General features: G+C 70.6%; 12 protein-coding genes. 6 read left to right on the top strand and 6 right to left on the bottom strand.

Annotated features, from left to right (window positions below; all coding sequences use genetic code 11):
* The first annotated feature begins 325 nt into the window (after nucleotides 1-325).
* Nucleotides 326-964 (top strand): N-acetylmuramoyl-L-alanine amidase, encoded by a 639-nt coding sequence (locus CS0771_RS29225; RefSeq protein ID WP_212843997.1) that lies wholly within the window; start codon nucleotides 326-328, stop codon nucleotides 962-964.
* Nucleotides 965-1002: 38 nt separating this feature from the next.
* On the opposite strand, the gene CS0771_RS29220 is transcribed toward CS0771_RS29225, so the two are convergent.
* From CS0771_RS29220 to CS0771_RS29210, 3 genes are all read right to left on the bottom strand, one after another.
* Nucleotides 1003-1620, bottom strand: coding sequence for an HXXEE domain-containing protein (locus tag CS0771_RS29220; protein ID WP_212843996.1), 618 nt, complete (start codon nucleotides 1618-1620; stop codon nucleotides 1003-1005).
* A 122-nt stretch (nucleotides 1621-1742) separates the two neighbouring features.
* Nucleotides 1743-2573, bottom strand: a complete 831-nt coding sequence (locus CS0771_RS29215; protein ID WP_212843995.1) for a hypothetical protein — start codon at nucleotides 2571-2573, stop codon at nucleotides 1743-1745.
* Complete coding sequence (locus CS0771_RS29210) at nucleotides 2551-4392, bottom strand: choice-of-anchor B family protein (RefSeq protein WP_212843994.1); 1842 nt, start codon at nucleotides 4390-4392, stop codon at nucleotides 2551-2553. Before CS0771_RS29210 ends, CS0771_RS29215 begins: the two co-directional genes overlap by 23 nt.
* A gap of 320 nt (nucleotides 4393-4712) precedes the next feature.
* Between CS0771_RS29210 and CS0771_RS29205 the strand changes: the two genes are divergently transcribed.
* The 3 genes from CS0771_RS29205 (at nucleotide 4713) to CS0771_RS29195 (ending at nucleotide 7417) form a co-directional block, all read left to right on the top strand.
* Nucleotides 4713-5471, top strand: a complete 759-nt coding sequence (locus CS0771_RS29205; RefSeq protein WP_212843993.1) for an SDR family oxidoreductase — start codon at nucleotides 4713-4715, stop codon at nucleotides 5469-5471.
* A 77-nt stretch (nucleotides 5472-5548) separates the two neighbouring features.
* Nucleotides 5549-7132 carry an aminotransferase class V-fold PLP-dependent enzyme gene (locus CS0771_RS29200; protein ID WP_212843992.1) on the top strand — a complete coding sequence of 528 codons (1584 nt, stop codon included), beginning with the start codon at nucleotides 5549-5551 and terminating at the stop codon, nucleotides 7130-7132.
* Between the two features lie 96 nt (nucleotides 7133-7228).
* A complete protein-coding gene (locus tag CS0771_RS29195) occupies nucleotides 7229-7417 on the top strand; it encodes a hypothetical protein (protein WP_212843991.1) in 189 nt (62 codons plus the stop codon).
* Here the strand turns inward: CS0771_RS29195 and CS0771_RS29190 are convergent.
* The 3 genes from CS0771_RS29190 to CS0771_RS29180 form a co-directional block, all read right to left on the bottom strand.
* Nucleotides 7402-8001 (bottom strand): hypothetical protein, encoded by a 600-nt coding sequence (locus CS0771_RS29190; protein ID WP_212843990.1) that lies wholly within the window; start codon nucleotides 7999-8001, stop codon nucleotides 7402-7404. The genes CS0771_RS29195 and CS0771_RS29190 overlap by 16 nt on opposite strands.
* Before the next feature lie 91 nt (nucleotides 8002-8092).
* Nucleotides 8093-9559 (bottom strand): family 43 glycosylhydrolase, encoded by a 1467-nt coding sequence (locus tag CS0771_RS29185; RefSeq protein WP_212843989.1) that lies wholly within the window; start codon nucleotides 9557-9559, stop codon nucleotides 8093-8095.
* A gap of 25 nt (nucleotides 9560-9584) precedes the next feature.
* Nucleotides 9585-10988 carry a glycoside hydrolase family 43 protein gene (locus tag CS0771_RS29180; RefSeq protein WP_212843988.1) on the bottom strand — a complete coding sequence of 468 codons (1404 nt, stop codon included), beginning with the start codon at nucleotides 10986-10988 and terminating at the stop codon, nucleotides 9585-9587.
* A gap of 753 nt (nucleotides 10989-11741) precedes the next feature.
* Between CS0771_RS29180 and CS0771_RS29175 the strand changes: the two genes are divergently transcribed.
* A complete protein-coding gene (locus CS0771_RS29175) occupies nucleotides 11742-13589 on the top strand; it encodes a hypothetical protein (RefSeq protein WP_212843987.1) in 1848 nt (615 codons plus the stop codon).
* A gap of 204 nt (nucleotides 13590-13793) precedes the next feature.
* Nucleotides 13794-16448, top strand: coding sequence for a ricin-type beta-trefoil lectin domain protein (locus tag CS0771_RS29170; RefSeq protein WP_244871101.1), 2655 nt, complete (start codon nucleotides 13794-13796; stop codon nucleotides 16446-16448).
* The last annotated feature ends 87 nt before the right edge of the window (nucleotides 16449-16535 follow it).

Below are 16535 nucleotides of genomic sequence, written 5' to 3'. Positions count from 1 at the left end.
TCCGCCGTGACCGGACGCTGACCTTGAGCACTTCGTACAAACGTACTAAACAATGTGTGTGAAGTGCCACAACACGTCCGACCCTCCGTGTCACGTCGCGAGGGCGGTCCTGATCGGACCACAGGCGGCTATAGCCCGGCTACAGATGCACTACTCGCTCGGCCGGGCGCCAGTGGCGGCATGGCGTTCAGTGCTGTTCAGCCTTCTGCTGAGGTGAAGGAAAACGTCTCCAATCTAAAAACTTCCGTAAACCATCTTCATAGAGGTATGTACATGCACTAGATTCCTCCGGTCCCCGTCCTCCTCGCCCCCCAGAGGTGTACACATGATCGGAAACTCCGGCCTGCGCCGGCGCACGCTGCTGGCCGCGGCCGCGGGTGTGGCCGCGGCCCCGTTCGCCGCCGGACCTGCCTTCGCGGCCGCGCCGAAGGTCTACCTGGACCCCGGACACGGCGGCACCGACCCCGGCGCAGTCGCCAACGGCCTGCAGGAGAAGACCCTCACCCTCAACATCGCGCTGCAGACGCGCGACATCCTGAAGGCCAACTGGGCCGTAGACGTGCGGATGTCGCGGACCACCGACGTGACCCGCAGCCTCGCCTACCGCACCGACGACGCCAACGCGTGGGGCGCGGCGATCTTCGTCAGCATCCACATCAACGCGGGCGGCGGCAACGGCTTCGAGAGCTACCGCTACCCGGGCGTCGGCGCCACCACCCAGCGCCTGCAGAGCACCGTGCACAGCAACGTGCTCAGCCAGATGCGCACGATCGCCTCGGTCACCGACCGCGGCAAGAAGGAGTCCAACCTGCACGTGCTGCGCGAGTCGAACATGCCCGCCGTGCTCACCGAGAACCTGTTCATCGACACGCTCGCCAACGCGAACCTGCTCAAGCGCGCCGACTTCATCACGGCGACCGCCCGCGGCCACGCCCGCGGCATCGCCGCGTTCCTCGGCCTCTGAGCCACCCGTCGCCGCCGTCGCGGGCCCGCACCTCGGGACTACGCGGCGGCGGCGCGGACCTGGCGGTACTCCCGCACCAGCAGCACGATCAGCGCAACGCTCAGGATCAGGTGGCCGGTGGCGGTGTAGAGGCCGGGGAAGTACTCCCACCCGCTGAGGATCGGGAATACGAAGTGCGAGATCGCGTTGATCAGGCCCGCGCCCAGCGCGTAGAACCACAGCATGTAGTTGGCCACCCGCACCTGGAACAGCGCGCCCGCCCCGGCCAGGCACCACAGCGCACCGAACCCGAACACGAACGTGAGCAGGAAGTCCCGCTCGCTCCAGCCGCGCGGCGAGGAGAACAGCTCGACCACCTCGTGCGGGAAGCCGCCGGTGTACTCCTCGGCCATGTGCACCAGCTGGAACGCCACGCAGCACAGGTACAGCGCGACGATGCGGCGCGAGCGCACCGGGTGCCGGTATGTCGTGGCCAGCCAGGCGACGTAGGACACCGTCGAGGCGGCGACCAGGATCGCGGCCGGCTGCACCGGGATGGTGGCCAGCATCCACACGTCGAACCCGGCGACCAGCAGCGCGACGACGATCGCCGAGTACGGCTCCACGCGCGGGCGCTCCGTGGCCGGCTCGCCGGTCGCGGTCTGGGTGGCGGTCATGTCGTGCTCCTTCGGCGGGCGCGCGCCGTCACGCGGCGACGGCGGACGATAGACCGTCCTATCACGACGAAAACGGGCGGGGCAACCGGACGGAGCTCCGCCCGCTCGCCCCGCCCGCGCGGTCAGGTCACGAACACCGTGAAGGCGGCGCGCTGGGGCTTGCCGGCCACCTGGAAGTCCATGAACAGCCGGTACTCGCCCCGGTTGGCGAACTGCACGTGGAAGGTCAGCTCGTCGGCGGCCGGGTGCAGGTGGGTGAGCGCCTGGGTACGCACCTCGAACGCCGACATGTGCGCCAGCGCGCCGAGATACGGCTCCAGCCGAGCCCCGGGGACCTCGAAGCTCAGCAGCCCGGACCGGCCCACCCGCAGGTGCGTCGTGCCGTCGAGTCGGTTGACCACGTACCGTCCGGCGACCGCCGACGGCGCCGGGCCGGGCAGCGGCGCGACCTTCGTGTCGCCGGGGATGACGAACGGCAGCCCCAGCGTCGTCGGGTGCCCCGCGACGTCGCGCCCCTTCGGCACGAACTCGGCGTAGAACCGGTAGGCGCCGCCGTCGGTGATGTCGACCTTCGCGGTCCACGTGTCGCCGGTCAGCTCGGGGTGCAGGTGCTGGTAGCCGCTCATGTCGTCGCGGACCAGGTACAGATGCAGCAGCTTGGTCTGCAGGGTCTCGTACTCGGTCTGCGGCGTGCCGTCCGGCCCGTGGATGCGGAACGCGACGGGCACCGCCTTCCCCCGCCTGGCCGGCAGCGTGACGGCCTGGATCAGGTAGCCGTCGTGGCTGTCGGACAGGCCGTCCCCGTGCAGGCTGGGCGACGGCGACGGCACGGGGGCCGCCGCCGTCGGCGCGGGCGCCGACCGTCCGGGCAGGACGGTCAGCACGTACGCGACCGTGGCCAGGAACGCCACGCCCAGCACCAGGTAGGGACTACTGCTGCGTAATCTTGACATCGTCCACGCCGGCCTCGACCAGGCTCGCTCCGGAGGCGTCGGCCGCCGTGATCAGGATGCGCACCGACTGCCCCGCGTACGCGGAGATGTCCCAGGTCCCGGTCGCCCAGGCCCCGTCCCGGTCGGTCGCCCCGGCGGTCTGCTGGAACAGCTGCGTGGTGCCGCCGTTGTGCACGATGCTGACCCGGAAGTAGTCGGCCGTGGAGGCGTTGTTGCCGTGCGCCAGGTACCACGACAGGGACACCTTGAGCACGCCGCTGCCGGGCAGGGTCACCGCAGGGGAGCGGATGCTGCTGACGCCGCCGTCGAGGTCGTACGTCCCCGCGCTGGACCCGGCGAGGCGGCCGGTGACCAGGTCGTTGGTGCCACTGACGGTGGTGCCGACCTGCTTGGTGCCGCTGGACGTGGTGGCCTCCGGGTCACCGCGCTCCCACGCGCCGGAGGTCGCGGTGTCGGTGCCGTTCGGGTTGACCGCCCAGCCCGTCGCGGTCTCGAACGTGTCGCTCCACACCGTGGTGGTCGGCGGCTCCACCACCGGGTTGTGCTTGACCAGCACCAGGCCCTGCTCGATGCCGCTGATGGCGATCGTGCCGCTGGCGAAGAACGGGTACACGTTCCACGCGCCGTTGAAGCCGGTGTTGTTCGCCGCCGGGTAGATGTCGAAGTAGGCGATCTCCTGCAGGTTGTTCTGCGCGATCCCGGTGATGTCGAAGATGCGCAGCCCGGCCCGGTAGCTGGCCTGGTAGGCCTTGTTGCCGATGATGTACAGGTTGTGGTCGGTGGCCTGGATCGTCGGCGAGGTGTACACGCCGGTGTTGACCGGGGCGTTGAGGTCGGACACGTTCCAGATGAACGTCTTGGTGCCGGGCAGGTCCGAGTCCAGCTCGTCGTCCATCAGCAGCCGGCTGTGGTCCTCGGTGAGCCAGCCCTGGTGGGTGTACCCGACACCGTTGTAGGTGGTGCGCGACAGCTGCACCGGCGCGGCCTTGTTCGTGACGTCGACGATGGTCAGCGTGTCGGTGTTGTAGTTGAAGCAGATCTCGCGGCCGCTGTAGGCGGCGTCCGGACCGTGGTAGACCACGCACTGGTTCTCGTGGACGTACCCGTCGTTGCTGACGCAGCCCGCGTTGACCGGCGACTTCGGGTTCTGCACGTTGACCATGTGCACGCCGCCGCTGCACGTGTTCGTGCCGACGGCGTAGATGAAGCCGGTCTGCTCGTTGACCGCCAGGGTGTGCGAGTTGCCGAACCCGGTGTAGCGGGCGTCGGCGGTGAACGTCTGCGGCGTGGTCACCGTGCGCAGCCGGGTAAGGTCGAACACCTGCATACCGTGGCTGCTGATGCTGTCCGCGCCGATGAACGCGTGGTTGGCGTACACCTTGATGTCGCGCCACGAGCTGGAGGTGCCGTTGTACGACGGCAGGTTGCCCAGGTAGACCGGGGCGGTGGGCACGCTGACGTCGACGAAGGAGGCGCCGGTGGACCGGCCGAAGATGATGTACTCCTTGCCGGTGGACGAGTCGGTCCAGCCCCACATGCTGTTGCCGTTGCCGCCGCCGATGCTGCCCAGCGGGAGCACGCTGAGCAGGTCGACGTTGCGGCACGGGTAGGTCCCCGCCATGCCGCCGGAGCAGGCCGTGGCGGCCAGCGTGCTCACCTGGTCGGCGGCCCGCCAGGCGGGCTCGTAGTTCTCCATGATCCGCCGGAACTCCTCGCGGCCCTCCGGTGAGTTCGGGTCGTGAGCCCAGGAGGCGGTGGCGGACAGGGTCAGGGCGAGCAGGCCTGCCACGACGCCGGCTGTTCGCAGGACACGTCGCATGGTGGGGGACTCCCTTCGGTGGGGGAGCTACATCGTCACATGCGAATGTTTCAAGGCACAATCCGAAAGGAAGGGCACCTTCTTAACGCTTTTCGTAGAGGAAGGGCACCTTCTTAACCCCTGGCCCCACCGCGGCCGGGCCCCGGTGACTTTGATCGCGAGTTCGTGTCGAAACCTGCGGCATGGCCTTACTTTTCGACACGAACTCGCGATCAACCCGCCTTGCGCCTCCGGTCCGGTTAGAGTCGCTCGGAGAGCAGCTCAACACGTCCCTCGGTGCCTGCTGGCGACCGCGTCCGGCACCGGCGACGGGAGGAACCATGGCCGTCATCCCACCGGCCGCCCGGCGTGAGCCGGCCCTGTCCGGGCAGATCGTCGTCGTGCTCGGCGGCAGCGCCGGGATCGGGCTCGAAACGGCCCGCCTGGCCCGCGCCGAGGGCGCCGAGGTCATCCTGACCGGCCGCGACCCCGGCCGCCTGGCGCGCGCCGCCGCCGAACTCGGCGCGCTGAGCAGCGCCGCCTTCGACGCGACCGACCCGTCGGCGCTCGACGGATTCTTCACGGGACTGACCGGACCGGTCGACCACATCATGATCACCGCGGGGCGGCCGTACTACGGGACGCTGGCCGGGATGGACGTCGAGCAGGCTCGCCGCTCGTTCGACGAGCACATGTGGCTGCCGATCAACGTGGCCCGCCGCGCCCCGCGCGCCGTACGGGCCGGCGGCTCGCTGCTGTTCATGGGCGGCACCGGTGCGCGCCGCCCGGCACCGGGCCTGGTGGTGGCCGCGATGGGCACGGCCGCGCTGCCCGCGATGACGGCCAACCTGGCGCTCGAACTCGCGCCGATCCGGGTGAACCTCATCGCGGCGGGCTTCGTCGACACGCCGCTGTCGGCGGAGCTGCTCGGCGACCTGCTCGACGAACGCCGCGAGCGGCTGCGGGCCTCGCTGCCCATCCGGCGGGTGGTCGAGCCCGCGGACGTCGCCGCGCTGGCGGTGCACCTCATGGCCAACACCGCGCTCACCGGCGCGACGTACGACATCGACGGCGGCCAGCAGCTCGTCCCGGCCGGATAGGCGGCGCGGATCGGTCCATTCGCGACACTCCTTCGTATTCGGCGGCGAGCGCCTCGACGCGGCGGTATCCTGCCCGGATGCCGGGCACTCTGACATATAAGATCGCGGATACCTCTGCCGAGGAGGAGGCGATCCACGGGCTGAACCACCGCACGTTCGCCGGGGAGATCCCGCAGCACGCGCCCAACGCGCAGGGCCGCCTCGTCGACCGCTTCCACGCCGAGAACACCTATGCCGTATGCCTCGACGGCGCCGAGCTGGTGGCGATGGTCGCCGGGCGCAGCGCCCGCCCGTTCTCGCTCGACGGCAAGCTGACCGGCCTCGACGACTACCTGCCGGACGGGCGCACTCCGGTCGAGATCAGGCTGCTCGCCGTCGACCCGCGCTACCGCCGCGGCGCGATCCTGCCCCGGCTGCTCAGCCTGATCGGCGCACACTTCGCCGCGCAGGGCTGCGACCTCGCGGTGCTGTCGGGCACGACCCGGGCGCTCACGATGTACCGCCGCATGGGCTGCGTGCCGTTCGGCCCGCTCACCGGGGCGCCGGGCGCGCAGTTCCAGCCGATGTACCTGACCATCGAGGACGGCCGGCGGCTCGCCCCGGCCGCACCCGCCCCGACGGCACGCACCGCGGCCAACCTGCTGCCCGGCCCGGTGACGGTCGCGCCCGAGGTCACTGCCGCGTTCGCCCGGCCGCCGGTCTATCACCGCTCCGAGCGGCACCTGCGGTCGGTGCGGGAGGTGCACCGGCGCCTGGCGGACCTGGTCGGCGCCCGACACGCGCAGCTCCTGCTCGGCTCCGGCACGGTCGCCAACGACGCCGTCGCCGCCCAGCTGCGCCTGCTCGGCACGCCGGGCGCGGTGCTGGCGTACGGGGAGTTCGGCGCGCGCCTGGCCGATCATGCCGCCAGGGCCGGGCTCGACCACGCGGTGCAGGCCGGGCCGTGGGGCGCGCCGCTGCCGTGGCCGGACATCGAGCGCACGATCGCGGCGCTGCCGCCGGGCGGCTGGCTGTGGACCGTGCACTGCGAGACCTCGACCGGCCAGCTGCTCGACCTGCCCCGGCTGACGCGGCTGTGTGCCGACGCGCGCGTCCGGCTGTGCGTCGACGCGATCAGCTCGATCGGCACGGTCCCGGTGGACCTGTCGGGGGCGTACCTGGCCACCGGCACCAGCGGTAAGGCGCTGGGCGGGTATCCCGGGCTGTCCATGGTGTTCCTGGCCGAGCAGCCGCGCCCGGCGCCCGGCCGTATCCCGCGCTACCTGGACCTCGGGTGCTACGCCGACGCCGACGGAGTCGCGTACACCCAGTCGTCGAACCTGGTCGCGGCGCTGGACGCGGCGCTGTCGGCCACCGACTGGCCGGAACGGTTCACGCAGCTCGGCCGCGCGTCGGTGTGGCTGCACGCACGGCTGGCCCGGCTGGGACTGCGCGTGACCGCGCCTGAGGGGGAGGCCGCGCCGGGCGTCGTGACCGTGGCGCTGCCGCCGCACCTCGACGCCGCGCTGGTGGGCGCCCGGATGGAGGCGGCCGGGTACCTGCTCGCGTACCAGAGCGGCTACCTGCGGCAGCGCAACTGGCTGCAGATCAGCCTCATGGGCCGCTGGACCTGGCCCACCCTGCGCGGCCTGGTCGCCACCCTGGCCGAGGCGACGGCGTAGCTCCTACGAGGCTGAACGTTTGTTTCGCACCTGGCGGGGAAGTGGTGCGGCAGGCGATCGCGACAGCGACCGGACCACGTCGATCGAGGTGATCGTATGTACCAGTTCGAAGCCGATGCAGCCGGGCTCGGCACCGCGCCGCAGCCGTCTCCTGCCGACGCGGCGCTGCCGGAGGGCGAGAGCCTGTGCGACGGGTGCGGGCAGCCGTGGCCCTGCTCGGCCGTGACCCACGCCGTGCAGCGTGAGCTGGCCGCCGACTTCGCGAAGGGCTACTCCGGCCTCTGACGCGACGCGATCTCAGCCAGCCCGTCGGCGGGCTCCGCGGGCTGGTCGCGCAGCCATCTGCTCATCTGCCACTCGTAGGCGTCGGGCTCGCTGCCCGCGGCGATGCCGATGTCGCCGCGCGCCGCCTCGTAGAAGCGCTGGCGGGCCCGCCCGGTCGCGGCCACCGCCTCGGCCCAGGACAGGTCGCTGGGGCGGCCGCAGGCCAGGTGCATCAGCTGGAACACGCTCTGGTGCCACTGCCTGCCCGCGAGCACGACCCGCTCGCTGCCGACCATCAGCACCGCCTCCCACATGATCGTCCGTTCCTCCTCGGCGGCGGCCAGGTCGGACACCTCGTAGTCGGGGGTGAGGGCGGAGTCGTCGGCGGCGAGCCCACGCTCGGCGGCCAGGCGCACGGACACCGCGATGACCTTCTTCACCGCGTGCGCATACCGCGTGTAGGTCGTGATCCGGTGCTCGTCCCAGCGCACCGACTGCTGGCGGCGCCAGCGGCTGCGTTCGGCGGCCTGCCCGGCGAGGTATGTCGCCAGCGCGCCGATGAGCACACCGAGCAGCGCGGGCAGTTGCAGCACAAAGGCGTCCATGACCCTCCCCGTTGGATAGGGGAAGCATCGCACCCGGCGGCAAGGCGGGGCGGCCGGCCCGCCCGGGTAGGGAGCGGGCCGGCCGCGCGGCTCAGGCGATACGCCAGTGCTGGGCGTTGTTGTTCAGGCAGGTCCACTGGCGCACCTCGGCGCCGGGGGAGGTGCCCCAGTTGTAGTCGTCGAGGCACAGTCCGCTGTGCCGGTTGGTCAGGGTCGAGTAGCCGTTGCCGACCGACGTGACGCGCCACTGCTGCACGGCAAGGCCGTTGCAGGTCCACTGCTGCACGACCGAGCCGGGCGCGGTGGCGAAGTCCTTGTTGTCGAGGCACAGTCCGCTGTGCCGATTGCTGATCTGGTAGTAGCCGTCGGCCAGCGGCGTGAGATACCAGTCCTGCACGGCGTAGGTGTTGCAGGTCCACTGGCGGACCTCGGCGCCGGGGGTGGTCACGAAGTTGTAGTCGTCGAGGCAGAGGTTGCTGTGCCGGTTGCGGATCTCCACGGGGGTGGCGTTGGGCTCGCCGGACGGGCCGGGCAGCACCGTGGACAGCGAGACCGGGGTGCCGAGGTTCGGGGTGCCGTCGGAGTTCCACGAGATCTTCTGCACCCGGGTGGTGCGGGTGGTGCCGCAGCCCTGGCTGGACGACGAGTTGGCGTGGTAGGCGATCCAGGTCTCGGTGCCGTCGGGCGAGGTGAAGAACGAGTGGTGCCCGGGGCCGTAGACGCCGTTGGCGTCGCTGCGCTGGAAGATCGGGTTGGCGGACTTGGTCCACGAGGCGGCCGACAGCGGGTTGCTGCCGGTGTACTCCAGCATGCCGAGCTTGTAGTTGGGTCCGTTGCAGTGGCTCGCCGAGTATGTGATGAAGGTGCGGCCGTTGCGCTGCAGCGCGAACGCGCCCTCGTTGACCGCGCCGTTCTGGGTCTCCCAGGACAGGGTCGGGGCGGAGATCCGGGTGCCGTACGTGCCCGCCGTCCACGGGTTGGTCAGTGGGGAGATGTACAGCGACTGCAGGTTGTCGGTGGGATGGAACGCCGAGAACATCACGTAGTTCGCGCCGTTGAGCTTGAGGATCGCCGCGTCGATGGCCCAGCCGTTGTTGGGCATCAGGTTCAGGATGCCCCGGATGGTGTACGGGCCGAGCGGGTCGGTGCCCGCGCTCTCGGCGACGTGGGTGCGCCGCGCGCCACCGGACTGCTCGACGGAGTAGTACAGGTACCACCGGTTGTTGATCATTTCGAGGTGCGGCGCCCACATGGTGGTGCCGCCGGTGCGCACCACGACCTGCTCGGCGGCGCCGCGCAGCCCCGAGATGGTCTGCGAGCGGCGCATCACCACGTCGGAGGACCAGGTCGTGGCCACGTAGTAGTAGTAACCGTTGTAGTAGGTCAGCGTCGGGTCGGCGCTGTTGGGCACGTCGACGGCCGGGTTGGTGAACGACGGGCCGGGCGCGGCCAGGGCGCGCTCGGGGTTGATCACCACGGCGAGGGAGAAGCCGAGGATGGTGGCCGCGGCGAGCGAGAGCGCGCGGCGCAAGCGGTGCCGGAGATAGGGCGTGGCCATGTCTGCTCCTGGGGGTAGGGCTGGTTCAGTAGCCGATCTGGAAGGTGGCGTCGGCCCGGTCGCTCGCGGAGGACGAGGAGCTGAGCACGTCGATGCGCAGCACGAAGCCGGCGTGGCGCAGGTAGCGGGTGGGGAAGTTGTGCGAGCGCCACGACGTCCAGCCGGCGTCGGCCAGGCCCGCCGTGCGGTGGAACGTGGCGTCCCCGGCGAACAGGGCGCTGCCGTCGTTGGCCGCCAGGCCGATGACGTAGTTGCTGTGCCGCAGGTAGCGGCCCGGGTAGTTGACCGACTCGAACGACACCCCGGCCGCGTCGGCCAGGCCCGGCCGCAGCCGCCACTGGGCGTCGGCGTACGGGTCGAACGGGTACGGGTCGATGCGCCCCGCGTTGCTGGAGTGCCGGATCAGGTGGTCCGGGTAGTTGTACGACTTGATCCGGTTCCAGGTCGGCACGCCCCAGCGGCTGAGCAGGTTGGTGCGCTCGGTGGCCGTGATCGGGGCGATGGTGGCGTGCTTGGCGTTGAGCGGCTGGGTGTACTGCGCCTTGGTCAGCGCCGACCAACTGTCGGTGTTCACGTTGCCGCTGCGCCAGACGTAGAACTCGCCGTTGACCGGGCTGAACGAGTCGCCCCACAGCCACCATTCATTGCGGTCGTACGCCTTGACCACGATCGGCGCCTCGATGCCGCCGTTGATCACCCCGGCGGTGTAGGTGCCGCTGTTGAAGCTGCCCGGGTTGAGGCTGGACGAGCGGGCGCCGTAGAGGCGGCCGTTGCTCAGGTTCTTGTAGTACAGGTAGTTCGTGCCGCCGCCCAGGTGCATGGTGGCGTCGAGCACGTTGAAGCCGGGGTCGAAGAACACCTGCGGCGCGCTGACCGTGACGAAGTCGGTGGTGTAGTTGACCATGAACACGTCGCGGGTGCCGTTGTGGGCGGAGTAGATGATCCCGTACTGGCCGCGCGAGGCGTCCCAGAACGCCTCGGGCGCCCAGGTGTGGGTGTTCATGGTGTGCATCCGCACCCGCCGGTAGCCGGTGAAGCTGCGCAGGTCCACCGAGTCCCAGACGTGGATGTACTGGTTGGGCTGGGTGAAGTCGGTGCCGTTGAGGTCGGTGGCGACCACCACGAAGGTGTCGTCCTGCTTGCGCAGGATGAACGGGTCGCGCAGGCCGCCGGTGCCCGCGGTCGGGGTGACCACGGGGTTGTTCTGGTTGAGCGGGGTCCAGTTGAGCCCGTCGGTGCTGACGGCCAGGTGCAGGCCGTAGTTGTTGGCCAGGCGGTTGGGCGACTCGGTGAAGTAGCCCATCACGTAGCCGCCGAACGGCCCCGCCGCCGCGGCGGGCGAACCTGCCGCGGCGAGGGTGAGGCCGCCGGCCGCGCCGACGGTGGCGGCCGAGAGCAGGCCGGTGAGCAGTTCACGTCTGGTGGACATGGTGTTGTACCTCCGAGGTGAGGCCGCGCTGCCCCGGGTGTCCGGTTCAGGGCAGGGCGGGGTGGTGCGAGGGTTCCGGGGTGCGGGTGGTCGGGACGCGGGCACGGGTCATCGGCCGCAGGCCGGCGCGGTGGCGCGGCGTGCGGACCGGTGGTGGTGAAGAGACCGCGTGATCGGACGGCCGGTAGGGAGGCGGCCGGCCCCGGTCTGCGGGGCGGGATCAGGCTGGGACGGACAGGCCCTGGCCGCGGGCGACGCCGTGCGGGGTGGGGCGGCTGGTGGCGCGCAGGACGGCGCGCAGTCGGTCGTGCATGGCTCCTCCGGGAGGATGAGGGCGATGGCAAGCCGGTGCGGTGGTCCGCGGGCGTCGTAGGGGTACGCCCGGAACCGGGTGGGACGGCCGGCGCAGCTCGTCCTGCGGTGAAAGCGCGTCGGCGCCGACCGGTGGCCGCAATGTTAGCGATCTCATCGTTCGGTTCCATCATGAAACACGGTCGATACGATCCCGTCAACGGCACGTGACAGCGCGCAGCGTAAAGACTGCTGCTCGCGGCTATGTTGATCCCCGGAAAATGTTTCGGTCGCGACTGCAGTCCAATGTGTGCGTTCACATCCGTGAAAGCGGGACACCGCGCTCGGAGAGAACGGCCGTGGTTCCTAGGATGTCTCTGCAAAGTGGACCACCGGTCGTCATCCGGTGGCGGTTGGCGGTGGAGAGGAACCCCTGTGGTGCGGCTGGGAGTGCGGCGACGCGTGCGCGTCTGGTTCGACGGCACGATGGACCGGGGCACCCCTGCCCTCATCGGCTGGTTGGGGCTCGCCTCGCTGGCCCTGATCACCGTCGTGACGGGACTGTCGGCGCTGTTCGCCGCGAAGGAGACCGGCGAGCGCGGCGGCTGGGCGTCCGTGCTGTGGGACAGCGTGATGCGCACCCTCGACCCGGGCACCATGGGCGGCGACATCGGCAGCCCGGTGTACCTCGGCCTCATGCTCGTCGTCACCATCGGCGGCATCTTCATCGTCAGCTCGCTCATCGGCGTGCTGACCACGGGCCTCAACGACGCGATCACCAACCTGCGCAAGGGCCGCTCGCCGGTGATCACCCAGGGCCACATCGTGGTGCTGGGCTGGTCGGACCAGGTCTTCACGGTGGTGGCGGAGCTCGCCGCGGCCAACCGGGGCAACACCCGCACCAGCGTGGTCATCCTCGCCGACCGGGACAAGATCGATATGGAGGACCAGATCCGCAACCGGGTCGGCGACACCGGCCGCACCCGCGTGGTGTGCCGCTCCGGCAGCCCGCTCAAGCGAGCCGACCTGGACCTGGTCAGCCTGGACACGGCGCGCGCGGTGATGGTGCTGTCGCCCACCGGCGACGATCCCGACATCGACGTCATCAAGGTGCTGCTGCTGCTCAACAACCGGCCCTGGCCCGCCGTGCGCCCGCACGTGGTCGCCGCGGTGCAGGAGTCGGCCAACGTCGCCGCCGCCAAGCTCGCCGCCGGGCGGCACGCGCTGGTCATCGACGCCGACGACATCGCGGTGCGCATGGTGGTCCAGTCCCACCGCCAGTCCGGCCTGTCGACCGTCTGCACCGACCTGCTCGACTTCGCCGGCAACGAGATCTACCTGCGCACCGAGCCGTCCCTGGCCGGGCGCGCCTACGGCGAGGTGCTGGGCGCGTTCGAGACGGGCGCACCGATCGGGCTGCGCCGCGCCGACGGCACCATCGCCGTCAACCCGCCGATGGACACCGTGCTGGAAGGCGCCGACGAGATCATCCTGGTGGCCGAGGACGACCTGCTGATCGAACTCGCCGCGACGCCGCCCCGGATCGACGCCACGGCCATCGTGGTCACGCCGGACACCAAGCAGGTGCCCGACCGGACCCTGGTGGTCGGCTGGAACTCCCGCGCCGACCGGGTGCTCGACCTGCTCGACCGCTTCGCCGAGCCGGGCTCGGAGCTGGACGTCGCCGCACCGCGCGAGCCGGAGGAGGCGCTCGCCGCCGAGCGCGGCAACCTGACCGTCGGCTACAAGCGCTGCCAGCCGACCAGCCGCCGCGACCTGGAGTCGCTGGACCTGGGCGGATACCAGCACATCATCGTGCTGTCCGACGACGCGGCCGAGCCGGACCACGCCGACGACCGGACCCTGGTGACCCTGCTGCACCTGCGCGACATCGAGGTCAACCTCGGCGAGCCGTACTCGATCGTCACGGAGATGAACGACGACAGCAACCGGGAGGTCGCCCAGGTCACCAAGGCCGACGACTTCGTGGTGTCCGCCCGGCTGATCAGCCTGCTGATGACCCAGCTGGCCGAGAACCGGCACCTGTACGAGGTGTTCGCGGACCTGTTCGAGGCGTCCGGCGCGGAGATCCACCTCAAGCCCGCGGGCGACTACGTGCAGCCCGGTGCCGAGGTCACCTTCGCCACGGTGGTGGAGTCGGCGCGGCGGCGGGGCGAGTCGGCGATCGGCTACCGCAGCCACGCCGAGGCGGACGTGTCGCCCGCGTACGGCGTGGTGCTGAACCCCCGCAAGTCGCAGCCGGTGTGCCTGGACGTGGCCGACAGCATCGTGGTGATCAGCACGGAGTGAGCCGCCGGCTCGTTTCCGGTTGATGTCGAAACCTTGACATCCGTGTATCTGTGCCGGTATCAATTAGCTGCATATAACGTTATAGAGCTTCGTGCTCCGTAGCGGTGGCGGGGCGTCCTACCGGACGGGCGCGCCGCCGCGCCCATCGCCAGGATGAGGTTTCGGCGTGCCTCATCAGGACCGGCAACGATCCTGGGAGTCCTCATGCACCGCACATCCAGACGGCGCCCGCTGAAGACCATCTTCAGCGGCGCGCTGGGCATCCTCACCGTCCTCGGCGGGCTCACCGCCGGCGCCGCCCCGGCCGCCGCCGCCCCCGCCCAGCCGTCCCCGCTGACCACCCCGTGGACCAGCCAGGCGCTCAACGGCACCCCGCTGCCGGAGTACCCGCGCCCGCAGATGACCCGCCCCGACTGGCTCAACCTCAACGGCGAGTGGCAGCTGAGCCAGTCCACGGCCAACACCGCGCCGGTCTTCGGCCAGACCCTGCCCGAGCGGGTCAACGTGCCGTTCCCGGTCGAGTCGGCCCTGTCGGGCATCAAGCGCCCCGCCAACGACAACCGCTACTACCTGACCTATCGGCGCACCTTCACCGTGCCCGCCGGCTGGTCCGGCCGCCGGGTGCAGCTGCACTTCGGCGCGGTCGACTGGCGCACCACGGTCTGGGTCAACGGCACCCAGGTCGGCACCCACACCGGCGGCTACGACCGCTTCGAATTCGACATCACCCCGCAGCTCAACGGCGGCACCAACGAGCTGGTCGTGCGGGTGTTCGACCCGACCGACTCCGGCGCCGAGGGCACCAATCCGGCCCGCGGCAAGCAGGTCCGCAACCCGGGCGGCATCTTCTACATCCCCACGTCGGGCATCTGGCAGACCGTCTGGCTGGAGCCGACCCCCACGGCCTCGATCTACAGCGCCGACCTCTACCCCAACCTGAGCAACAACACCCTGCGGATCCGGGTCTTCACCCGGGGCACCGTCACCGGCCACACGGTGTACGCCGAGGCGCTCAACGGGACCACCGTGGTCGGCACCGCCACGGGCGGCTTCACCGAGTTCACCGTGCCGGTGCCCAGCGCGCGGCGGTGGTCGCCGGACGACCCGTTCCTCTACAACCTGCGCCTGTCGCTGCGGAACAGCTCCGGCACGACGGTCGACCAGACCACGCATTACTTCGGCATGCGCGAGGTCGGCAAGGCCGTCGTCAACGGCCGCCTGGTGCCCACCCTCAACGGCCAGTTCGTGCTGCACAACGGCACCCTGGACCAGGGCTTCTGGCCCGACGGCCTGTACACCGCGCCGACCGACGCGGCGCTCGCCGCCGACCTGCAGAAGATCAAGGACCTGGGCTTCAACATGGTCCGCAAGCACATCAAGGTCGAGCCGCAGCGCTGGTTCTACCACGCCGACCGCCTCGGGCTGCTGGTCTGGCAGGACATGCCGAGCAAGGGCGACCCCGGCAACGCCACGCAGCAGGCGCAGTGGGAGTCCGAGCTGCGCGAGGTCGTCGACGAGCACCGCTCCTCGCCCGCCGTGGTGGTGTACGTGCCGTTCAACGAGGGCTGGGGCGAGTGGAACCTCGCCGACACCAGCCGCATCATCACCAACGTCAAGAACCAGGACCCGACCCGCCTGGTCAACGGCCACAGCGGCTACAACTGCTGCGCGTCCAAGGGCGACCCCGGCAACGGCGACATCATGGACTGGCACATGTACGTCGGCCCGGACTCGCCCGTGCCCACCTCGACCCGCGTGTCGGTGCTCGGCGAGTACGGCGGCATGGGCCTGCGCACGCCCGGCCACGAGTACAGCCCGAACGGCAACTTCGGGGCGTACGAGATGCACCCCAACACCACGACCATCACCGACCGGTACGTGCACCTGATCACGTCCGCGACGAATCTGGTCAACACCCGCGGCCTGGCCGGCCTGGTCTACACCCAGCCGTTCGACGTCGAGGGCGAGGTCAACGGCTTCTGGACGTACGACCGGCAGGTGCTCAAGTTCGACCTGAACCGGGTGCGCGCCGCCAACCAGGGCGTCATCGCCGCGTCCAAGGCGCTCAACACCGGCCCGCCGCCCGGCCCGCGCATCATCGGCCCCGGCGCCAAGTGCGTGGACGTCGCCGCCGACGACACCGGTGGCAACGGCTCCGCCGTACAGCTGTGGGACTGCCAGGCCGCCTCCAAGGACCAGCGCTGGACCTGGAACGGCAGCACGCTGCGCACCCTCGGCCGCTGCCTCGACGCCACGGGCAACGGCACCGCCAACGGCACCCTGCTCCAGCTGTGGGACTGCAACAGCGGCGGCGCTCAGCAGTGGGTGCAGCAGCCGAACGGCTCGCTGCTCAACCCGCAGTCCGGCCGCTGTGTGGACTCGCCCAGCGGCTCCACCGCCAACGGCGCCCGGCTCCAGCTGTGGGACTGCAACAACAGCGCGGCCCAGGTGTTCCGGGTCGGCGGCGGCGCGACCGCGGCCACCAACATCATCGGACCGGGCGGCAAGTGCATCGACGTCGCCGCCGACGACACCGGCGGCAACGGCGCCGTGATCCAGCTGTGGGACTGCCAGTACTACGCCGTGGACCAGAAGTGGACCTGGGAGGGCAGCACGCTGCGCACCCTCGGCCGCTGCCTCGACGCCACCGGCAACGGCACCGCCAACGGCACGCTGCTCCAGCTGTGGGACTGCAACGGCGGCGGCGCTCAGCAGTGGATCCCGCAGGCCAACGGCACCCTGCGCAACCCGCAGTCGGGCCGCTGCCTGGACTCGCCCAACGGCGCCAACGGCAACGGCGTCCGCCTGCAGCTCTGGGACTGCAACGGCAGCCCGGCGCAGCAGTTCTTCAAGCACTGACGGCCTGGGTGGTGACGGCGCGTCGGGCCGTCACCACCCCACTCCTCAGGCTCCGCGACGTGACGGACCGAGCGTCCCGCCGTCCTG

Source organism: Catellatospora sp. IY07-71, from assembly GCF_018326265.1.
In the GTDB taxonomy this organism is placed as follows: domain Bacteria; phylum Actinomycetota; class Actinomycetes; order Mycobacteriales; family Micromonosporaceae; genus Catellatospora.
The sequence above is the reverse complement of the archived record's forward strand: the minus strand, read 5'-3'. Positions and strand labels throughout refer to the sequence as shown.